The following is a 21,849-nucleotide window of genomic DNA, read 5'->3' on the forward strand; positions in this document are numbered from 1 at the left end:
ATTCCTATTTTGATAAATAATGGACATTAACTTGCTTACAGCTGCGGAGACCGAAAGCCTCCGCAGCCTTATCCTCAGTTCAGACAATATTATTCTTTGCTGCCACCGCAGTCCCGACGGCGATGCTCTTGGCTCGCTGCTCGGCATGGCAGAGTTTTTGCGTCAGCAGGGCAAGGTGCCCGTGGCTGTCGTCCCCGATGCCTATCCCGACTTCTTGCAGTGGCTGCCGGGCACGGAGCGCATCATAAGATACGACAAGCATAAAAGCTTTGTCGACGGACTGTTGGCTTCGGCCGATCTTGTGTTCTGTCTCGACTTCAACACCTTCTCACGTACTGACGACATGGCAGACACGCTGGCTGCCTCGCCTGCAAAAAAGGTTCTCGTTGACCATCACCTTAATCCCGACATCGACACGGAGTTGTGTGTGTCGCATCCTGAGGCATGCAGCACATGCGAACTGGTTTTCCGCCTGATATGGCAGCTCGGCAGTTTCGACATGATGACGCGCAAGTGTGCTGTTCCGCTGTATTGCGGCATGATGACCGATACGGGCGGATTCACATACAACTCAACACGCCCCGAGATCTTCTTCATTATAAGCCAGCTGCTTACCAAGGGCATCGATAAAGACAAAATCTACCGCAACGTTTACAACAACTACAGCGAGTGGCGCATGAGGCTCATCGGCTATGTGCTTAACGAGAAAATGGTGGTTATGCAGGAGGAGCGTGCAGCCTATTTCGTACTGACGCGCGACGATCTTAAGCGCTTTCATTACATCAAGGGCGACGCCGAAGGACTGGTTAACATGCCCCTGCAGATAAAAGGCCTGAGGCTGAGCATATCGCTCAGACAGGACACCGAGAAGGACAATCTTGTGTGGGTGAGCACACGCTCTGTTGATAACTTCCCGTGCAACAAGCTTGCAGAACAGTATTTCAACGGCGGCGGCCATCTAAACGCTGCAGGCGGACGCCTTGAGTGCTCGGTTGAAGAGGCAGAGGCGCTGGTAAGGAAGGCCGTAACCGAATTCAAGTTCTGACATACGGCTTTTTTATCTGTCAAAAGGCAATATCCGCGTTAATTTGCCGAATATCAGTTAAAGTAGCATAATTATAAATTGCGATGTGGCGTAATTGGTGTATTTTTTGTAATTTTGCCAGTCGTACTTACATATTATAAAAAATAGAATGAGAAATTTAGCTTTGGCTTTCATAGCCTTTATCGCAGCCGTAACGGTTATAAGCTGTGATGATACAGAGACTTATGCAGAGCAGAAAGATAAGGAGCGTGCTGCAATTAGTAGATTTATTGCCGATTCGGCCATAACTGTCATAACTGAGTCGCAGTTTAAGGAGCAGGGATACAAGACCGATGTGAGCAAGAATGAGTTTGTGCTGATGCAGAATTCAGGAGTTTACATGCAGATTGTCAGAGAGGGATGCGGTGAGAAGATAAAGGAAGGCGAGACCACAACCGTGCTTTGCCGCTTCACCGAATATAACATTCTAACCGACTCTTTGCAGCTGACAAACGACATCCTCAGTTTTTCTTCTATTGTTGACAAGATGACCGTAACAAACAGCAGCGGATCGTTTACAGCGTCGTTTATCGACGGACAGAGCGTCATGGCCATGTTCTATGGCACAACGTCAGTTCCGTCAGGCTGGCTTGTTCCGTTGACTTATATAAAGGTTGGACGTCCTGAAAAAGCAGGAGACGAGATAGCCAAGGTTAATCTCATCGTTCCGCACACACAGGGACATGCCTATGCTTCTTCGGGCGTTTATCCTTGCTATTACACGATAACTTACGAAAGGGGAAGATAAATAATGACACTTATTAAATCAATTTCAGGCATTCGCGGCACCATCGGCGGACATACGGGCGACACGCTCAATCCGCTTGACATCGTAAAGTTCGTAACCGCTTATGCCACATATATCCGCCGCAGCGGCAAGTCGTCAAGCGGCAAGATCGTAGTAGGACGCGATGCCCGTATATCAGGCGAAATGGTCAGAAGCGTTGTTTGCGGCACGTTGATGGGCGTTGGCTATGATGTCATCGACATCGGTCTTGCCACAACGCCTACAACAGAACTTGCTGTGCGCATGTCGGGTGCCGACGGCGGTATAATCATTACGGCAAGCCATAACCCGCGTCAGTGGAATGCCCTTAAGTTGCTCAACTGCGAGGGCGAGTTTCTCGACAAGGCTGCCGGCAACGAAGTGCTTGACATTGCAGAAAAGGAAGACTTTGAGTATGCCGATGTAGACACTCTCGGCCATTATATAAAAGACGATTCGTTCAACTGCCGCCACATCGACTCTGTGCTGGCTCTCAGCCTTGTAGATGTTGAGGCTGTAAAGAAGGCACATTTCCGTGTATGTGTTGATGCTATTAATAGCGTGGGAGGCATCATCCTGCCCGAACTGCTTGAGGCATTGGGCGTTGATTACGAAATACTTAACGGCGAACCTACTGGCGATTTTGCCCATAATCCGGAACCGTTGGAGAAGAATCTCGGTGGTATAATGGAGCGTATGCGCAGTGGCGAGTTCAGTCTTGGTATCGTTGTCGATCCTGATGTAGACCGTCTTGCGTTTATCTGTGAGGACGGACGTATGTTCGGCGAGGAATATACGCTTGTCAGCGTTGCCGACTATGTGCTCAGTCATACACCGGGCAACACCGTAAGCAACCTCAGCAGTACACGTGCCCTGCGCGATGTAACCGAGAAACACGGCGGTTGCTACACTGCATCTGCTGTAGGCGAGGTAAACGTTACAACCAAGATGAAAGAGGTTGGTGCCGTTATCGGCGGCGAAGGCAACGGCGGAGTTATTTATCCCGAGAGCCATTATGGCCGTGACGCACTTGTAGGCATTGCCCTTTTCCTGTCGTCTTTGGCTCATAAGGGTTGTAAGGTAAGTGAGCTTCGCGCAACATTCCCTGATTATTATATAGCCAAAAACCGCATAGACCTTACTCCTTCAACTGATGTTGACGCGATACTCGAGAAGGTTAAGCAGATGTACAGCAATGAGCAGGTAAACGATGTTGACGGCGTTAAGATTGATTTCCCCGACAAGTGGGTGCATCTGCGCAAGTCTAACACTGAACCGATTATCCGTGTCTATAGCGAGGCTTCATCAATGGAGGAGGCTGACGCACTGGGCAAGAAGATAATGCAGGTGGTTTACGACATGCAGAAATAATATCGAATTGATTATAATCTTTGTTATGCATCCGGGGCTGTGGCTCCGGATGTATTTTTATAAGCTAAAATATCTGAGGCCGATATGACTTCTATACAAAAATAACGGACAACAGCGTTAGATGTATCTTTCCGGCTGTTGTCCGTCTGCATTTTATGAATGTTAGAAAGTAAGTGTAAAATCAGATACCCATAAGCGGCAGAATTGACGGAGTTAGCAGTGAGGTCAGGATGCCGTTGATCGTAAGGCCAAGACTTGCGTAGGCTCCGTGCACCTTGCTCACGTCCATTGATGTTGCCGTACCCATGGCGTGTGCCGCCGTTCCCATAGACAGACCTTGTGCCACAGGGCTGTTTACGCGTGCAAATCCCATTGTCTTATAGCCAGCCACCGCACACAGCAGACCTACGCACACCACTACGGCTGCCGTAAGCGACGGTATTCCGCCGATACTCTTCGTAACTTCCATTGCGATAGGCGTGGTTACAGATTTTGGTGCGAGCGACATTATCACCGGCTTCGACGCACCGAGCGCTTTAGCTATAAGCACTACCGATATAATGCCTGCCAGACAGCCTGCAAGCTCTGACATAAGTATCGGCAGAAACTGTTTCTTTATCGTTTCAAGCTGCTGATACAGCGGTACGCCAAGCGCCACGACGGCAGGCTGAAGCCAGAATTCTATCATGTGTCCGCTCGTGTTGTATGTTTCGTATTTTACGCCTGATATCTTCAGAAAGGCTATCAGCACGCAGATGCTCACCAGAATGGGGTGCATTATTGTCCAATGAGTCCATTTGCGGAGCAGCTTTCCGAAGAAATAGCTGCCGAACGTGAGGGCGATAAGAAAAAATTCGTTTGACAGATAGCTCATTGGTCGCCTCCTTTCCTGTTTACGGCTTTTCCATAAATCTGATGAACCCATCCCGTTACGGCCAGTACAATTACCGTGGATATGGCCGTTGAGATTACTATTGGCCAGAATTCGGCCTTAATAATGTCGAAATAGAGCATAATGGCAACGCCGGGCGGAACAAAGAAAAATCCGATGTTTGCTACAAGAAAGTCTGATATGGTCTTTACCCATTCCAGACGTATTATCTTCAGCTTCAGCAGAAGAGTAAGAATTAGCATGCCCAGGATGCTCGACGGCAAAGGTATGCCCGTGAGCCATATTATCAGCTCACCTAATGCGAGACAGCCAAACAATATGGCCAATTGTCTAATCATCATAACCTTTAAAACAAATAATCTTTTTACCTAACGGGGTGCAAAGGTATATCGTTTTTAACTGATATACAAATTTGTTAACACTTTTGTGCCTTCATTTTTTATGCTGCTTACAGTTTGTCGTATATTTGCTTGATCTGATTGTATGTTTTGATTTAATCTCAGTTTCCATATTTGCAGTATCAGTTATGGTCATTTCTTGTTGATTTGTTTGTTTGCTTATGCAGCAGTGGATGAGCTCCTGTGTGCGGGGAGACTGTTGCGGCTGCTGACTTATTAGAACTTTAGCGTGTTTTTGATATAGATAAAATTTGCAATCGCTTTTCTGATGTTGTATTTTTGCGGCAAGGATAACAAATAATTTCTTATATCATGAATAATACATTTAAAGTAAGTTTGTTTAAGAACTTCCTTAACAGGGAGACTATTGCTAATTGTGAGTTGGACGAATTGGTGGTTATGATCCGGCAGGGACGCTATGCCGATGCTTTGTCAGACTATCGTTGTTATAGTCCGTTGCTGTCTTCAGGCAAGCCCGTCTCATGTTCCCGGAGCGATGTAATGACAGCCGACAACCGCATTCCGCGCCTTTGTTTCTCTTCCGTATATAAGCGCCGCAACGTAAAAAGAATTGTAGTCGGACGCAACGGACTGCTTTTCATCGAGATAGCAGGACTAAAGAGCTTTGATGAGGCCGTGCGCATACGGCGTGTTGCATCGCGCCAGCCATACACAATGTTGGCTTTTATCGGTGCGAATGGATTGTCTGTCATTGTGGTTTGTTCTATTTCGCAGGCTGACGGCACTGTTCCATGCGATACGGAGGCCTGGCGCAGGCTAATGTCAAAGGGGTACAGACTTCTGCATTATATATATTCGTCACAGCTAAAGACCGAAATATCTATGCAGACAGGCACTGCCGAGGCTATGTGCCTTATGAGTGCCGATGCCGGCATTTATTACAATCGTGAGGCTTTGACATTGATCGTGTGTGAGAATGATGTGTATGACACTTTTAATGTATGCCGTTCGCATGCTTTTGAAGCCGATGAGTCGCCTCTTCCGGGCAAATCGTCTTCAGAGGCTTATCGCTATATCTTTTATTGCTGTTGGAACCATGTGCTTGATTCAGAACTTAATCAGGACGACCCTTATTATGCTGAACGCGCCATACAGAAGCTGGCATACCTGTGCCGTAAGTCAGGTTTGCCGCAGCAGATGTGTGTTGACCGCACAATGAACCTTGGCACGATTAATGTAGAGCGCGGCCTGGTTGAGTTGTTTTTTGCGCAGGCATATCGTCAGGCAGAAGATAATCCTAATCCGTTGAGGTATGTCGAGGTTCCCCGGCTTCAGGCCATGAAACTTGATAATTTTTTCAGTACACGTTATGTCATGCGCCGCAATGTGCTTACGGGTGTGGTGCAGTATAAGCACATCGGGGCTTGCGATGCCGATTACAGGCCGGTTACGCAGGAAGTTATCAACACCATAGCCGTGAAGGCTCAGCGCGAGGGCATCAGGGTGTGGGCACGTGACATCAAGGAACGCGTGAATTCTACGCTTGTTTCTGATTTTGATCCGTTGAACCATTGGCTTGACTCATTGCCCGAATGGGACGGACGCGACCGCCTAAAGGCCTTTGCGCAGCGTGTTCCTACCGACAATTCCCGTTGGCCGGAATACTTCAGCGTATGGATGCGCTCAATGGTTGCTCACTGGATGGGGCTGGATGTCATGCACGGCAACGACCTTGTTCCCCTGCTCATTGGCAGTCAGGGCTGTGGCAAGTCGTCGTTTGCCAAGATTATATTGCCGCCAGAGCTCCGCGCCTATTACAACGACCGTATCGACTTCCGCAACGACAACACGCTGATGCGTGGCCTGTCATCCTTTGCCCTTATCAACATCGATGAGTTCGACCGCTATTCGGCCAGTAGACAGCCGCTGATTAAATACATCATTTCAAAGAGTGAAGTAACTGCCGTGAAGGCATATCGCAGCAATTTTTCAACCGAACGCCGTTATGCAAGTTTCATAGCCACAACCAACAGCAGGCATCCTTTGACCGACCTTACCGGTAGCCGAAGGTTTGCGTGCGTGGCAGTTACGGGCAGCATTGATTTCACTTCGGCTGTTGATTATCAGCAGCTTTATGCCCAGATTATAAGCGAAATACGTGGCGGCGCCTTGTGTTATCTCAATGCGGCAGCTACTGAACGCCTGATGGACGACAACATGAGCTTCATGCGTGTTTCTGATTTTGGTTCGGCCGTAGCCCGTCTCTTCCGCATTCCTGAAGCCGATGGGGCAGGGCATGAGATGTCTGTTGACGACATTGTGTCCGTAGTCTGCCGTGCCTATCCGCGTCTGCCATTGTCAGGGTTGTCTGATAAAAGTGTAGGCATAACGTTGAAGCGGCTAGGTTTCAACAGGCGCCACACGCGCACCGGAGTGCGTTATATCGTGGAGCAAATAGGAGAATAATTTTTTCTTTAGAAACTCATCACTCGTCACATTCTGCTCTAAGATGCTTGCTGTCAGGTGGTTATAGTGTGATGAGTTAATTTTTCAACTCATCACACTATCTGTTTTTCAGCTTTTTCAGGCTTTTATTGATGTTTTTATAATGCAGAATTCAGACAAACAACAGTTTCTGAGCATAATTAATCCTGTTTTGGTTGACCAAATATGCATGTGTGATGAGTTGAAAAGTCAACTCGTCACACTGTAAATCGTTGTAGATAAATAAGTTATGCCCAATTGTGACGAGTGATGAGTTTTTAAAGAAAAACATTTTTATTATATGCGTTGGTATGTCCTTTCCTAAAATTGGTTGACTTCTAACAAGCCATTCCCTGATTAAAGTTGACTCTGGTTAAACTTATAACTGTTATTGGTTGACTCTACTTTTAATTACTGATTAAAGTTGACTTTTACCGGGACAGAATCCCTGTTCATGGTGTCCTTGGAGGGCGTAGCCCGGAAAGGACACCATGAACAGAAGGCAAAGATAGTCCATCTTCTCCAATATCGGAGCATTCCTGTCTGTTTTTTATGGCCTTTGTCCTAAAACTGCTCCAACGCTTAGATATCTCACCCTGACATGAAGCAGCCTGTGCCGGTGTCATCATGTTGATGCTCATGTGCGGCCTTTCGTTGTTGTAGAAGTCCACGGCCGTTGCCACGGCTTCCCTGACCTGGCCGATGTCGGTGAACCTCATACCCTTAAGGAGTTCGTTCTTTATGGTACCATTAATACGCTCTGCCTGTGCATTGTCCTTCGGATCCCCGGTCTCCGTCATACTGATACTTATACCATTTTTATTAAGCAGCCTGACATATTCGGAACTTGCGTATTGTACGCCGCGGTCTGAATGATGTATAAGGCTGATGCCGTCCATGCCCTTCAGCCTTCCCAAAGCCATGCACAGTGCTTCAATGGGATAAGACGTCTCAAGCGTCGGACCGACACAGTATCCTACAATCTCTTCTGTATATGCATCAAGTACAATTGAAAGGTAGCAGAAACGGTAGTGTATGTCGTCTGTCCAAATAATTATGTACGTTATGTCACTGACCCATAGCTGGTTAGGTCTGAGGGGCAACATTTCCTTTATAAGATTGGGATATGTCGGAAGACCGTGCCTTGAGTCAGTGGTACGTGGACGGCGCAACCTTTTACGGAGAATCATGCCGTTACATGACATTATTTCTATAAAACGGTCACGGCCGACAGGACTGTTGCCGCTGAAATCACGCCGGTACATGTGCCAGAGCTTCAATGCGCCTATTCCGGGGTCTATACGGCGCACCTTGCGGACATACTCAATCACAAAGGCATCACGGGCGGCCCTCATCATTGACTTTGACTCATCATACTTGTAATAGGCCTGCTTGCTTACGCCAAACAGCGCACAAAGATGTCTCACCCTGTATCGGACAGGGTTCTTCGTGTGCAGGAATGTTACTGTTTGGCGCCAGATTTTTTTCTTATGCTGATGCCTAACTCGGATTCGGCCACATTTATCATCTCGTCATAAGCCTCGGCCTTTATCTCGGCCTTGGTCAGTTCGGACTTAAGACGGAGTATCTCGGCCTGAAGGGCCTCTATGTCTGACGGGAGGCTGACTGAGTCACGAACATGCTTCTCTCTTAGTGTCTTTTTCTTTGTCATAAAATCGACATAATACAATTCAGGTGCAAATTTAGCACACCAGCGGCGAACTGTAGCCTCTGATACGGGAATTATTTTTGATATTCCCAAAAAACTTACACCTGAAGAGCGAAGATCTATCACTTTTTGAAGATATTGACCCTTTTGTGATTTATTTTTCCTCATAATTATTTTATTTATGAGTCAACTTTTTTCAGGGTAAGACAGTAATATGATAAGTGCCCTTTCGTAATGTAAAAGGCCACCTTTCGCATTCTAAAACCTATGCTTTTGCAATGCGGAATGATACGTGTCAGAATGTTTGAAAGTCAATAATTTATGATGAAAAAAACGCCTGTCTTTTCCGTTTTGGAAAGACAGGCGCTGCTTTTACTATATCCACATTCTATGATGTGAAAATCCCCATTATTATTTAACTAAAACTTTTTTTACCAAGTTTCCTACTTTTACAATATATATACCATTGTTCAGGTTGAAGGTACAGTTGCCGTCAACATTGCTTTCTGCCACTTTTACGCCTGAAACATTGTAAATAGCAACCGGCTTATTAGCAGCGCTGACATTGATGTAGCCTTTACCTGCAGTTATGCCTTCTTGCATATCGTTCATCTGGTATATGTTAGTGCTTACCGGTCCTGTAAGTGTCATGCTGATGCCTGTGTATGCTTCGTCTACTCTTATATAGTGCTTGCCAGGAGTAGTGACAGTGGTTTTCCAAGTGCATAGCATATTGTAATCCTCGTCGAATGAGTTTTGGAATTCCATTACAACTCCATTAGTTCCGTTGAGTGCATCTTCTTCGTTGGCAAACCATACAGGGTTGGTCATAAACGGAGCGTTGGTTGTAACAGTAACTTCTCCTTCTTCAAGCGGAACGACATACCATAACGGTTTAGTTGCCTCAACTTCCGGTAGTTCTACAGCCTCTCCGTCTTTAAGCTCGATAGCCGTATTGACAGACTCGCCTTCCTTGAATTCTCTTTCGGTGAAGGTTACGTTGTTGCCTTTTGACGCTGTTGTTATTTTAACATTTACAAGGAATATGTCGCCTGCAGCAGCCGAAAGATCAACATAGTAAATAGTAGAAGCTGTTGTTCCGTCGAAGTATGGTCTTGATATTGCAACAGGTTCACCGTCCTTGCCCTTGCAGTAATAAATTTCGTCATAGCCCATTGTATTGTAAGGCTTGTCACTCTCGATGGTCAGAACACCGTCTTTCTTCATAGTGTATTGCAGCCAGAGGTTGCTCGGCACTTCGTCTCCGAATGTGTATGTATCGCCGTCTACTATTATCGGGTTAGTGCGTCCTTCTCCGAGATCATAATCTTTTTCCTCTATGGTGAACTTCTGTCCGTCCAAGGCTCCGTCTATCTTAATGAGATATGTTGTTCCCTCAAGAATTTCAAGTACGTATGCCATATTTTCGTCTCTTGTAGTAGAATAAGAGCCATCGTATGGGCCGGTGCCCTTCGGGAATGAAACAAACATATTAGACGGTCCGCTGAAATACAGCTTGCCGGTTATTGTGGCTGTATACTTATAATACTTGATGTATCCGTTCTTGTTTTCAACAGTGTTTTCACCTTTCACGGCTGTTATAGGATCGGTGATGATGTCTCCCTGCATTATGTCCTCCATTGAAACTTTGAATGTGATAGGCTCTGTCTCGCTTGAAGTCCATTTGATGATATAGCGCTGGCCCTGCTCGCCTCCGCTGACCTGTGTGTAAACAGCCTTATTGTCAGAAACTGTGTTATAGCTGTTGCCTTCAAGATAAATTTCAACCTTAGTGTATCCGCTTTGTATTTCAGAAACAGCCTTTACATCAAGAATCTTGTTCGACTGTGCCGGAACATCTACCGCATAGAATGTTGTCTTGTTAGACGCTTCCATTGTGATTTCTGATGGAATTTCGCTGATTACAATCGGGTTCGACTCTTTGTCTCCTGCTTTATAGTCTTCGCATGCAAAGGTCATAATTTGCTCTTCTGTCGTAACTTCAGTTTTGTTTACACATACGAAATATATAGTGTTTGGCTCTTCCAGTTCCCAACGTGTGTTGAAGCTGCCTTCTTCTGATGTGGCCAAAGTATATCCGGCTTCAACCAAACTCTTGTCTTCCGGGAAAATCTTAACTTGTCCGCCAGGAAGCTCACTTGTGCTGCTGACAACTCCATATCCGGTTCTTTCGTTTGAGTATATGTAGTAATAAGTACCGGCTGCTGCAGGAACAGTGTTGTCGCCTTCTTTCAGACGGAACGGCATGTAGAGCGAGCCGCGCTCGGCATCTTCAAATGTAATGTCAAGCATGAAAGGAGAATAGTTGTCGAATCTTATCAGATATGTTTTTCCTTCTTCTACCGGCATCTTGCATTGATGTTGTGAACCGCGGTCGATGGCGAATGTCGGGTCGAATCTGAGTCCAATAGATCCTTCAACTGCAATGCCCATTACGGCTGTAGGTGCAGTCATGACGAGCAACCCTTCTTTGTCTGCCGTATAAGTGGCATAGAAAACTTGATCAGAAAATACATACTGATTTCCCATGTAATACTTTCTTCCAGGTGATATTGGCATGGGGTCGTTTTCTTCAAGGCCTTTACCAAGTTCAGGGAAAGAAGTTGTCTTTAAGTCAAATTTTGCCTTGTTGCCATCGTATACAGGTATTTTAAAATAAATTGTACTGCCGGCCTTTAACGGGAAATTCTGTGTGATGTAGAATTCACTCTGAGCTGGCTTTACAGGAACTCGTTCGTTGCCTTCGAGTTCAAATGCCTCTAATTGCTGTATACTGGTTACCTCAATCGTAAGTATGCTGTTCTCTTCAGCTGTGTATTTCCAGTAAACGTCCACTTCTTCTTTTGTATCAGGCGTATATTCGTTATAACCGACACGCAGGTTTATCGCTGTTTCGGGCGAGTCTTGTGCGATGGCTAAGCCTGACATTGCAGCTAGCAACATTGTTGCAAAAAAATGTTTTTTCATAAGCTGTAAGTTTTAAAAGTTAAACAAGAATTGCAGCATGGAATATTATCTTCAGTTTCGATGGAATAAATCGCACAGGGAAATATTCCATGCTGCAAATATTATATATAGTGTCTGGAAAGGTTTTATCTTATAACATATTTCTTGCCGCCCTTGATGTATATGCCTTTTGTGAGGCCTTTAAGGTTGCCGTCGGTGCGCACTAAGCGTCCGTTGATGGTATATATGTCGTTGTCGTTCTTTGCTTCATCAGAATTTATTGTCTGCTTGATTCCTGATGCAACACCTTCTTCGACAGTTACATTTGCTATCTGTAAATAAGACATTCCATTTACAGGATACGGGCTTACGAGGTGTATACCTATACAGCGCGCTCCGTCTGTTCCTGCCGGAACGTTAAACTCATACTCAGAATAAATCCAGTTGTCGCCTGATTCATTCAACTGCGGCTTGAACGTAAATTCATCAAACATAGCATGTTCTGTGTAAATGTTGTTGCTGCCCAAAGTGAACTGCAGTTTCTCTTCGGCTGTGCAGCGTATCTTCACTCTAATCTTGTAGCTCTTTGCGGCATTAAACTCGAGCGGAGGACTTATCAGCCATTCGTCGGCGTCATTTCCGTAGTTTTCGATACCTGGGTTGACAATGTATTCTGCGCATGGTGTAGTATCGTCAAACTGCAGCGGTCCCCATTCAGATGTATATGTCCAGCTGTATGCGTCTTTATTGGCATCATAAGCCATCCACTGATTTTCAAAATATGTCATGTTTGAAAAGTCTTGTGACATCGGCAGAGTCATTGCCTTGCCGAGTACATAGGCTTCGGGCATGTTTGCAGCTGTCTCACCATATTCGTTGCATGCATAGATGACGTATGTGTAGCGTCCGATACGTGTCATCTGGTCGTCTGTGAACGTGGTTTCTTTCAGGTTTTCAACAACAGTCTTGTTGTCCGGCTGGCGCACGATCTTATATGTCAGTCCGTCTGGAGAGAAATATCCTCCGTTAAAGCCTTGTGTAGGTGCGTCCCATGACAGCTTGGCTGAAGCACATCCTTCACCAACGACGAATTTCATGTTAGACACCTGTCCCGGCATGTCGTTGCCTACAAATACCGTTGCGCGGGCCTTGCCGCCGTTGCCGGCCTTGTTTACAGCGTAAATAACGTATGCGTAGTCGCCGTCAGCATCAATACTGGTGTCGTCATAAGACGTTGCATTAGCTTCCAGAGTTGCAATCTTTTCTCCGTTACGCTCTATCACATAACCTGTAACGGCATCAGCCAATGTCTCGCCGCCGAAAGAAGTTGTAGGAGCTTTCCATGTCATGTGTGCTGTCTTTGCACCTTTCTCTCCTGGTGTAACTGTGAATTCTGCAGGTTCAGCAGGAGCGTTGTCTCCGCCTTCAGCAAACGGGATGTAGAGAGCCATGAATGATGAGTTGATACCAATCTGTCCGAGATTCTTCATTGTTACATTTTCAGATGTCAGGTCGATGCACAGCATGTGTGCTTGTATGCCCTTGTCATAATCATATGAGCATGCTGCCCAATACAGAAGACCAGTAGAATGGTCGAATTCCATTGTCTGATTCTGTGACAATCCTCCGAAACCTGTCTGCAATACTCTTGTGAGCGAACCATCATTTTTGTTCACCTTATACAGCACGCCGTCATTGGCGCCTACGCCATATAATGTTCCGTCCATGTCGGCAGCAATTACGCCAAGAGTTTTTTGCAGCGTTGTAACCTTTGTAAGCATACCGTCTTTAAGGTTGACGCTATACAGGGCCGATTCTCCCTGATAGAAACCTATTGCGTACATTGTCTTAGAACTGTAGTCATAGGTCATGTCCTGTGTCTTGAAGTTAGTGCCTTGTGCGGCAAGTCCTTCCGAACCCAGCACGGTGTAACGGCCCGTCGTTATATTGTATGATATGAAGTCGCTGTTCTGAGGACCCATAAATGAGTCGTAGACATACTCGTATGCATAGAAGACATCGTCTACGGCAGCTCCCGAATAGATGCTCTTCATGTTTCCATAAGGATATATTACGTCAGCTTTTGAAAGATCATTGAGGTTTAATGAACAAAAGCCGTAAGCACCTGCCAGAGCTCCGTTGTAGTTAAAGTATCCATACATTTTCCTGTTTACGGTTGATGCTGAGCCGCTGTCAGCAGCATACGCAGATGTGTTGGCGCAAATAATAGCCAAAACTGCAAGCATGGAGAATAAAATTTTCTTCATAATGGTACTTTTTAAATGTTAATAATTAGGGTCTTGCTAAAATAACTTTTTTAATTAACTCACCGCATTTTACAATGTACATGCCACATCCAGGAGTGCATGTTATATGCCTCTGGGCTGATTTCTGTATAATGCGGCCGTCAGCTGAGAGTATGAGTACATCAGACTTTTGCGGATTGTCAATATTTATTGTTCCTCCGGTTGTGCTGATGCGTGCCAGTTCTTGTCCTGCTTCGTGTGATTCAATGCCTGTTGCATCGCTCTTGAAGTCGAAAGTGATCACACCGTTGTTTTCTCTTATGTTTGTTATCGGACAGTTTACCGCGTCAGATGTAGTATGCCATTTTGCAGAAGGCATTGACGTGTCGGTAAACTGTGTGTTGTTGCTTGTTCCGGGGAACGGGTCGCCGGCCTCGGTACCGTCAGAGGCATGCCCGTCTGCAGGGATAAGAGAAACATGCTCATAGCCTGACGATGAGGTGTTGACACGGTTGGTATTCCAAAGAGAAGGAACATAATGTATTTGCGAAATAATCAGTCCGTGACCGTCGAGAGCCTTGTCCCAGCCTGTCTGCTGGCGGTTCTCCAAGGTGAAGTATTCATTGTTGTCTGTTCCGCATACAATGAAGTATGCCTCGTTTGATTCAGACAACGGGTTTAATGTCAGGTCCTTGGCAGGTTCGCTAAGCACTACAGGTTCGAGCCATCCTACAGTATATTTGTCCATTGCTGTGTATCCGGCAGGAGTCTTGCTGTCGTCATTATAGAGTCCGTTGCACATCACGTCCCATGTAAGCATGCCTTGCATTCCTGAATATGCTGCGTCGTATATGTCAGGCAGTCCGAGGATGTGGCTGAACTCATGGCAGAATGTGCCGATGCCGTCGAGAGTTGTTCCTTCATGGCCTCTCAGCTCACATGAACATGCTGCCTGTCCTAAATACAGTCCGTCGTACATGTTCCAGCTTTCGTAAGTCAGGTCTACGGCCTGTGGCCATACGGTCTCTTCGCTGCCGCCCTGCGACTGTCCGTAGCCGGCATACACCACGAAGATAAAATCAACATATCCGTCGCCGTTGTAGTCGTATTTAGAAAAGTCGACGTCTGTGTTTGCGTCTGCCATGCTGCATGCATCTATCATCAGTTCTGCTGCTCTCTCGTCATAGCCGTAATATGCCATTTCGTGAGGAAGGTCAACAGGGCCGACGATGTCAAATGTAGGAACAAACTTTCCGGCAGACTGCGCGGTGAAATAGCTCTTTATGCTTCCTGAAGCATACGGGCCTGAATAGTCTTCATCGTTTGCCATGCTGTTATATATGTCATGGATGTTGTCAGTAGAAAACTTCTGGTCCTTAAACTGGGCTAAGATTATAAGTCCACGGATATTGCCTATTGTAGGGAATACGGGCTCTATGACGCTTGGCGAGCTTTGACTTTTTACTCTTTGCGCCTTAGAGGCTATCTCCTGGCGCTTGTCCCTATAGGCTACGGCAAGCTTTTGCTTGATAGCCTGCTGGTCTAATGTCTTTATAAACTGGAGTTCTTTAGCGTTGCGGCTTGTTGCGTTGTGTGCCACCATTCCTGTCGGCATCACCTTGTTGTCAACAATTTCTGCATATCTAAGACTTCCGTTTGCATCGGGTAGAAGGATGAATCCGTCTTCACTTACATAATGGTGCATGTATTCGTCACCATTTAAATACACTGTTACCTTAGTTCCGTCTGCCTGGGTGTATGATATTTTGTTTGGCCAGGCAGGAGCAGCGTATGCGCCGTTTAAACAAATCAGGCAAGCTGCAATGGTAATAAAAACGTTAAGGATTCTCATAATATTGTAGGTGTTAAGTTTATCAGAACAATGGATTTATTAAATTTTTACGTCTGCTAAATTATATTTTTTATTACAGATTATACAAATAAACACATTCAAATTCTTCACATTTCACGAAATATTAAAAAAAAACTTGCATTTTACGATTTTGTCTATATTATTCTCTTATATTTTGTTTAATTTTGCAATGTAAGACGATTAATAGTCTGTCGATTAAAATTTATTAAAAGCCTAATACGATATGTTTAAATACATTATTTTCATAATATTTCTATTTGTATGTCCTGTATGTCATTCTTATGCGTCGATGCCTGCAAACACAAAATCAGGCATGACAAAAATAATAGCCGACGGCTTGTATAAGGATGGCAATTATCCTTTGGCCCTTACATATTATATAAAAGGTATGGAAATAGCTGAAAAGGAAGACGACAAGCGCACATACATGGCATGCATAGGTAATATTGCCAATATTTATGAAGCTTTTGGCGATTATGAGGCAAACCTCTTCTATCTGCTGAAAGGATACAAGATGTCGAAAAAGCTTAATGACGAAGAGCTGATAGGCAAATACCTTACTAATATAGTGCCTGCATATTGTCATCTGGGGAATATTAAAAAGGCAAAGGAATATTATGATATAGCCAAGAAGATGCAGGTAAGCAAGAACACAACACAATGGGAGTATTTCCTAATATATAATTCTGCCCGAATAAAGCAGGCTGAACGTAAGTATGACGAAGCTGTGAAGGATCATCTAAGGGCTGCCGCATACGCAGAGAAAAATGAGCTGGACGACATCTATGTATTGTATCAGGAGTCTGAGATAGGAAATATTCTCGTCAAAAAGCATGATTACGGCAATGCTATAAAGTATGGAGCTAAATGCCGGGATATGTCTGTTGAAATGGATAATGCCGAGATGGAAATCAATGCGTACAAGATTCTTTACGAGGCGTATGCCGGAAATGGCGATAGCGATTCTGCCAGAAAATACAGAGTGTTGTATCTTGAGACTTATGACTCGGTGTTTAGTGCAAAGGGCATGAATAAGGCAAGGGGAAAATTGCAGGAGTATGAGTCGCGTAAAAGTACGGAGGAGATAAGTTCGCTGACCTCGATTATCAATATTTACACCTTGGCTGTTATCTTGATTTCTATTTTGTTGATAATCACGATTGTGCTGGCAGTGGTGGTTATACGCAAGAACCGTAATTTAAGAAATGCACAGCGCCTGCTTATCAACAAGAACAACGACTTGATAAAATCAGACAGAAGCAAGGTGGCTATTGTGCCGTCTTACAATGAAGGCGATGAGGCCGGCGACGACGAGTTTGACGGAAATGCCGGTGGGGTTGACATGACGCAGGAACAGGCAGACGCGCTTCTTGCGAAAATCAATGAGATTATAAATACGCCCGAAATAATTTCTGATCCTGACCTCAGTCTGAAGATTATAGCCGACATGGCAAAGTCGAACACAAAGTATGTTTCGTTTGTCATCAACAAGACATACAATAAAAACTTCAGAACATACATTAACGAGAAACGTATAATGGAGGCATGCAGAATGCTTTCGGATAATGAGCATTATGGCAATATGACCATTCAGGCTATTTATGAGGAGGTGGGATATACCAATGCGACAAGCTTTAACCGCACGTTTAAGAAAATTAACGGCATGACTCCAGCCATGTATAAAAAGCTGGCGACTAAAGAGAAGTAAATATACGGAAGCTACAAGAAGGTAAATTTTTTATGCCATGTGCATGGCCGGACGATATTCTTGCATGTGAATGATGCGTTGGCTGTATGGCAAGGCTTATTTTATGTAGGCTTAACAGGTGCTGCGATTTGTAAAGTCATAGCCTACGGACTGGCTTACGGTTGCGGAGCATACTGATTTCTCATAAAAAAACAATTAGTTTTTGATGAAAAACTCGGCCGTTTTCGCTTCAAAAGTGGCCGAGTTACGACATGAAAACAATAGGTTAATGATTTGAAACTAATACGCATCGTTTTGCTTATTGTTTTTGTTGAATAGTCGTCTGATATGAACGCTTGTTAATAATAAATGTATGTTTTGCTTTCGATTTTTCTGGGTTGTAAAATAAAATTATTTGATATTCAGCTTGAATGTTAAGATATTGTTGTGCCGGATATCACGTTTATGGCATTTTTGCGTAGTCTTGTTTTTGTCAGTGATGCATTTTTTAGGATAAAACTTTAAAACAACATGAAATGTCTCAGTGGGATAAGCTGTTGTGCGGCTTATATATTTTATATATAAAATCAGGTTTTTCTTTGCATTTTTAAATTTATATTTTTACTTTTGCCAATAATTAGTATGTTCAAAAGAGAATAATAATCTAATCTATGATCACATTTGTTTTAAGTTTGGTTGCCCTTGTGGTGGGCTATTTCATTTATGGACGCATCGTAGAGCGTGTGTTTGCTCCCGACGACCGTCCTACACCGGCTGTAAGTATGGCCGACGGCGTAGACTATGTAGTATTGCCGGGATGGAAAATCTTTATGATTCAGTTTCTTAACATTGCCGGCACAGGACCTATTTTCGGTGCCATCATGGGTGCCAAGTTTGGCCCTTCGGCCTATCTGTGGATAGTTTTCGGCTGTATCTTTGCTGGTGCGGTTCACGATTATCTCAGCGGAATGTTGTCGCAGCGTCATGGCGGTGCTGGTTTGCCGGAGCTTGTAGGCTGTTATCTCGGCAAGTCAACTAAGAAGGTCATGCTGGTGTTCTCTGTTTTTATGCTTATAATGGTCGGTGCCGTGTTTGTATATAGTCCGGCATTGATATTAGGTACAATATGCGGCGACTCAGTTACATGGGTTTATGTATGGTGTCTGATAATTTTTGCATATTATTTTCTTGCCACGATGCTTCCTGTTGATAAGATTATCGGCAAGATTTATCCGCTTTTTGCCATTGCCATGCTGTTTATGGCTGTTGCGCTCATGGTGGTGCTGTTTGTCAAATGGCCGCAGCTGCCAGAGCTTACCGACGGACTTGGCAATCTGTCGCCTAAATCGGGCCCGATATTCCCATGTCTTTTTATAACCATTGCCTGTGGTGCCATCAGCGGCTTCCATGCCACTCAGAGTCCGCTTATGGCACGTTGTATGGCGAATGAGAAACAGGGACGTCCGCTGTTTTACGGTGCGATGATAACCGAGGGCATCGTTGCGCTTATATGGGCAACAATATCTTCTTATTTCTTTTATGGCGGAGCCGCACAGGAGCTTGGCGTTCCTCTTACGCTTCAGGCACCTGAGGTGGTAACCACCGTGTCTTCGGGATGGCTCGGCATGTTTGGCGGTGCATTGGCTATACTTGGCGTTGTGGCTGCTCCTATAACGAGCGGCGACACGGCATTGCGCAGTGCCAGACTGATTATTGCGGAGTTTCTTAACTTTGAGCAGCACACCATACGCCACCGCATTTATATATGCATACCTCTGTTCTTGGTCACGTTGGGCTTCTTGTGGTTTAACATTGCCGATGAAGACGGCTTCAACGTTATATGGGGATGGTTCGGATGGGCCAATCAGACGCTTGCCGTGTTTACGCTTTGGGCGCTTACGGTGTATCTTGCGCGTAAGTCAAAGCCGTATATCATAACGCTTATCCCGGCTATGTTTATGACGGCCGTGTGTGTGGCATTCCTTTTTGTTTCTAAAAATTCGTTTGCACTCAGCAATGTTGCCGGCTATATAGCTGCCGTCATAGTGCTGCTGCTGTCGGGAGTGCTGTTTGCGTTCTGGCACAAGAAATATTGCCGGATAAGCACAGACAACGATTAATTTTTTGTGATAATATGTCGTAAGCCCGCGTCCGGGCTACAGGCCATGACCTCATTGAGCAGGTCATGGCTTTTTATTTATGATGAAAAGCACAAACCGACAGACTGATATCGATTATCTGTCCGCCGGTTTGTGCTTAAGTTTATTGAATTGTGCTTTGAAGAGAGTATGTCGTTATAAAACGTATTATCCGAAAAAGCCTACAACGTATTTTGTTATAAAGTATCCGCCACCTACGAGCCATACGTAAAGCATGCCGGCAAGGAGGAACGGCTTGGCTCCGGCCTGTTTAAACTTCTGTATGTTTGTGTCTGTTCCGAGAGCAGTCATTGCCATGGTCAGCAGGAAGGTGTCGATGTATTCAATGACGCCGTTCAGCGGTATGTCCTTAACTGTCGGTGCATCGAAAAGATACTGCAGGAGGGAGTTTACACAGATTATGCCGATGAAGCCGAAGGCAAACCATGGTATTGTGATTTTGCTCTTTTCCTTATGTCCGTCGGCTGTGGCCTTCTTGCGTCCGGCAAGCGCGAAGCTCATTATGACGAGCACCGGGGCAAGCATCATTACGCGTATCATCTTTGTGATAGTTGCAGTGCCGGCTATGCCCAGGCTGTCTGTCGGGTCCATGGCGTTGCCGGCTCCGGCTACGTGTGCCACTTCGTGCAGCGTGCTTCCAGTGTAGATTGCAACGGCTGTGTCGCTCAGGCCTGAAAGTATTCCGGAACGATACATGATGGGGTAGAGGAACATTGATATTGTTCCGAAGATAACCACAGTTGATACGGCAATGGCTGTCTTGTGGCTTTCACATTTCACTACGGGCTCGGCTCCGAGCACGGCTGCTGCACCGCATATGGCGCTTCCTGTAGAGGTCATTAGCGTAGTGTCGCGGTCGAGCTTGAGCATGCGGCCAAACCACAGGCCAAGAAATATTGTTCCTGTAACGATTATGGCATCCACGATTATTGCCGGCACTCCTACTGCCGCAACCTGTGTCAGCGTAAGGCGGAAACCATAGAGCACGATACCCGTGCGGAGAAGTTGCTTCGTGCAGAACTTAATACCCGGCACCCAAGTTTCGGGCAGTTTGTTGCGAAGGCTGTTGGCATAGAGCATACCAAGGATGATTCCGATGATGAGCGGACTGAGCGAGAGCTGCTTCATGATGGGCAGGTCTGCCAGATAGAATGCTGCAAACGAAAATAATGCAATCAGCAAGATTCCGTGAAGGGTGTTTGCCCTGTTTCCTTTTTCAAACATGATAGATTACCTTTGTTAATAATATTTATTTTATTCTCTTTTTCTCCTTGCCGGGCAGACCTTCGTGTCTTGTTGTCGGGCTGCCTTTAAGTTTACTGCTGCAAAGGTAATTAATTTTTTGTTATGTAGTATATCTTAATTTTTTATACTCTATAACCTGAAGTTATTATGCTGCGGCGTGTAAAGTCTTTGAACTTTTCGGTAAGCGGCGAATCCTTGCCGGCAGAGGCCACAAAGCAGAAGTGGCGGCTGAAGTTGAGACCAGCAATGTCGATGACTCTGAACACGCCTCTGGCCAGTTCTTCTCTCACGGAGAACACCGACACTATGCCCATGCTGCGGCTGTGGCGCAGAAAGGCCTTGATGGCTTCGGTGCTTCCGAGGCGTATGCGTATGTTAAGTTCCTGGGGCCTTATTCCGTGCTTTTCCAGTTCGGTCTCTATCACCTCGAGTGTTCCTGAGCCTTGTTCGCGTATGACGAGCGGTTGGCGGCACAGCTCCTGCGGAGTAATTTCTTCGGGCATCGACTCGTTGCCCGACTGCTTTATTATGGCCACGAGTTCGTCTTCAAGAAACGGCTCATACTGTAGGCCGGCTGAATGGGTGATGCCTTCTACCATGCCAAGGTCGATGTCGTGGTTGAGCAGTGCATTCTCTATGTCGCGCGAGTTGCCGTTGGTGAGCGACACCTCTATCTGCGGAAATCTTTCGGTAAATTCTGCCAGTATCTGCGGCAGCACATACTGCGCCACCGTGGTGCTTGCGCCTATGCTTATGTGTCCGCTGCTGCGCTCGTTGAGCAGGTTCATGTCGTATTCCATGCGGTTATACTCGTCGAGTATGCGGCTGCAGTGTTCAAGCATGAGCCGTCCGGCATCGGTGAGCATTATCTTTCCGCCTGTGCGGTCGAAGAGTCTTACGGAGTATTGCCGTTCCAGTTCGTTGATGTGTTTGGTTATTGCTGGCTGGCTTACGAACAGCTCTTTAGCCGCACGTGTGAAACTGAGGTTCTTGGCCACGCTGTAGAATGCTTTTAGTCTGAAATCTGACATATTACCGTTATTTCCT

15 protein-coding genes are annotated in these 21,849 nt (G+C 45.5%); 6 read left to right on the forward strand and 9 right to left on the reverse strand.

All coding sequences use genetic code 11. The annotated features are described in order from the left end of the window. The first annotated feature begins 19 nt into the window (after positions 1–19). The 3 genes from EJL04_RS01270 to glmM all read left to right on the forward strand — a co-directional run bounded on the left by EJL04_RS01270 (position 20) and on the right by glmM (position 3,221). Positions 20–1,045 (forward strand): DHH family phosphoesterase, encoded by a 1,026-nt coding sequence (locus tag EJL04_RS01270; RefSeq protein WP_021854670.1) that lies wholly within the window; start codon positions 20–22, stop codon positions 1,043–1,045. Positions 1,046–1,193: 148 nt separating this feature from the next. Beyond that, positions 1,194–1,832, forward strand: coding sequence for a BamK family beta-barrel-assembly machinery protein (locus tag EJL04_RS01275; protein WP_125103879.1), 639 nt, complete (start codon positions 1,194–1,196; stop codon positions 1,830–1,832). A 3-nt stretch (positions 1,833–1,835) separates the two neighbouring features. After that, positions 1,836–3,221 (forward strand): phosphoglucosamine mutase, encoded by a 1,386-nt coding sequence (gene glmM / locus EJL04_RS01280; protein WP_125103880.1) that lies wholly within the window; start codon positions 1,836–1,838, stop codon positions 3,219–3,221. Positions 3,222–3,402: 181 nt separating this feature from the next. On the opposite strand, the gene EJL04_RS01285 is transcribed toward glmM, so the two are convergent. Further along, positions 3,403–4,095 carry an LrgB family protein gene (locus EJL04_RS01285; protein WP_021854673.1) on the reverse strand — a complete coding sequence of 231 codons (693 nt, stop codon included), beginning with the start codon at positions 4,093–4,095 and terminating at the stop codon, positions 3,403–3,405. Next, on the reverse strand, positions 4,092–4,451 hold the full coding sequence (locus EJL04_RS01290; protein ID WP_021854674.1) for a CidA/LrgA family protein: 360 nt from the start codon (positions 4,449–4,451) through the stop codon (positions 4,092–4,094). The genes EJL04_RS01285 and EJL04_RS01290 overlap by 4 nt, the downstream gene beginning before the upstream one ends. Positions 4,452–4,823: 372 nt before the next feature. Between EJL04_RS01290 and EJL04_RS01295 the strand changes: the two genes are divergently transcribed. Continuing rightward, entirely contained in the window at positions 4,824–6,938 is a 2,115-nt protein-coding gene (locus EJL04_RS01295; protein WP_125103881.1) for a VapE domain-containing protein, read from the forward strand. A gap of 470 nt (positions 6,939–7,408) precedes the next feature. Here EJL04_RS01295 and EJL04_RS01300 read toward each other — a convergent pair whose 3' ends face one another. The 5 genes from EJL04_RS01300 to EJL04_RS01320 all read right to left on the reverse strand — a co-directional run bounded on the left by EJL04_RS01300 (position 7,409) and on the right by EJL04_RS01320 (position 15,690). Next, on the reverse strand, positions 7,409–8,383 hold the full coding sequence (locus EJL04_RS01300) for an IS3 family transposase (RefSeq protein ID WP_241209926.1): 975 nt from the start codon (positions 8,381–8,383) through the stop codon (positions 7,409–7,411). Between the two features lie 35 nt (positions 8,384–8,418). Next, entirely contained in the window at positions 8,419–8,793 is a 375-nt protein-coding gene (locus tag EJL04_RS01305; RefSeq protein ID WP_125103787.1) for a transposase, read from the reverse strand. Positions 8,794–9,036: 243 nt separating this feature from the next. Further along, positions 9,037–11,613, reverse strand: a complete 2,577-nt coding sequence (locus EJL04_RS01310) for a T9SS type A sorting domain-containing protein (RefSeq protein WP_125103882.1) — start codon at positions 11,611–11,613, stop codon at positions 9,037–9,039. Between the two features lie 125 nt (positions 11,614–11,738). Then, positions 11,739–13,859, reverse strand: coding sequence for a choice-of-anchor J domain-containing protein (locus EJL04_RS01315; RefSeq protein ID WP_125103883.1), 2,121 nt, complete (start codon positions 13,857–13,859; stop codon positions 11,739–11,741). Positions 13,860–13,884: 25 nt separating this feature from the next. Next, positions 13,885–15,690, reverse strand: a complete 1,806-nt coding sequence (locus EJL04_RS01320) for a M6 family metalloprotease domain-containing protein (RefSeq protein WP_125103884.1) — start codon at positions 15,688–15,690, stop codon at positions 13,885–13,887. 334 nt (positions 15,691–16,024) lie between these two features. Between EJL04_RS01320 and EJL04_RS01325 the strand changes: the two genes are divergently transcribed. Further along, positions 16,025–17,419 (forward strand): AraC family transcriptional regulator, encoded by a 1,395-nt coding sequence (locus tag EJL04_RS01325; protein WP_164511707.1) that lies wholly within the window; start codon positions 16,025–16,027, stop codon positions 17,417–17,419. A gap of 650 nt (positions 17,420–18,069) precedes the next feature. Further along, positions 18,070–19,518: a carbon starvation CstA family protein gene (locus EJL04_RS01330; protein ID WP_125103886.1), complete on the forward strand. Its 1,449-nt coding sequence runs from the start codon at positions 18,070–18,072 to the stop codon at positions 19,516–19,518. Positions 19,519–19,704: 186 nt separating this feature from the next. Here EJL04_RS01330 and EJL04_RS01335 read toward each other — a convergent pair whose 3' ends face one another. Together EJL04_RS01335 and EJL04_RS01340 are read right to left on the reverse strand one after the other, a co-directional pair. Continuing rightward, positions 19,705–20,781, reverse strand: coding sequence for a YeiH family protein (locus EJL04_RS01335; protein ID WP_053398275.1), 1,077 nt, complete (start codon positions 20,779–20,781; stop codon positions 19,705–19,707). 143 nt (positions 20,782–20,924) lie between these two features. Next, the gene (locus EJL04_RS01340) at positions 20,925–21,833 is read right to left on the reverse strand and encodes a LysR substrate-binding domain-containing protein (protein WP_021854682.1); all 909 of its coding nucleotides are present in this window, start codon (positions 21,831–21,833) and stop codon (positions 20,925–20,927) included. Positions 21,834–21,849 lie beyond the last annotated feature (16 nt).

The organism is Prevotella marseillensis (assembly GCF_900625065.1).
In the GTDB taxonomy this organism is placed as follows: Bacteria; Bacteroidota; Bacteroidia; order Bacteroidales; family Bacteroidaceae; genus Prevotella; species Prevotella rara.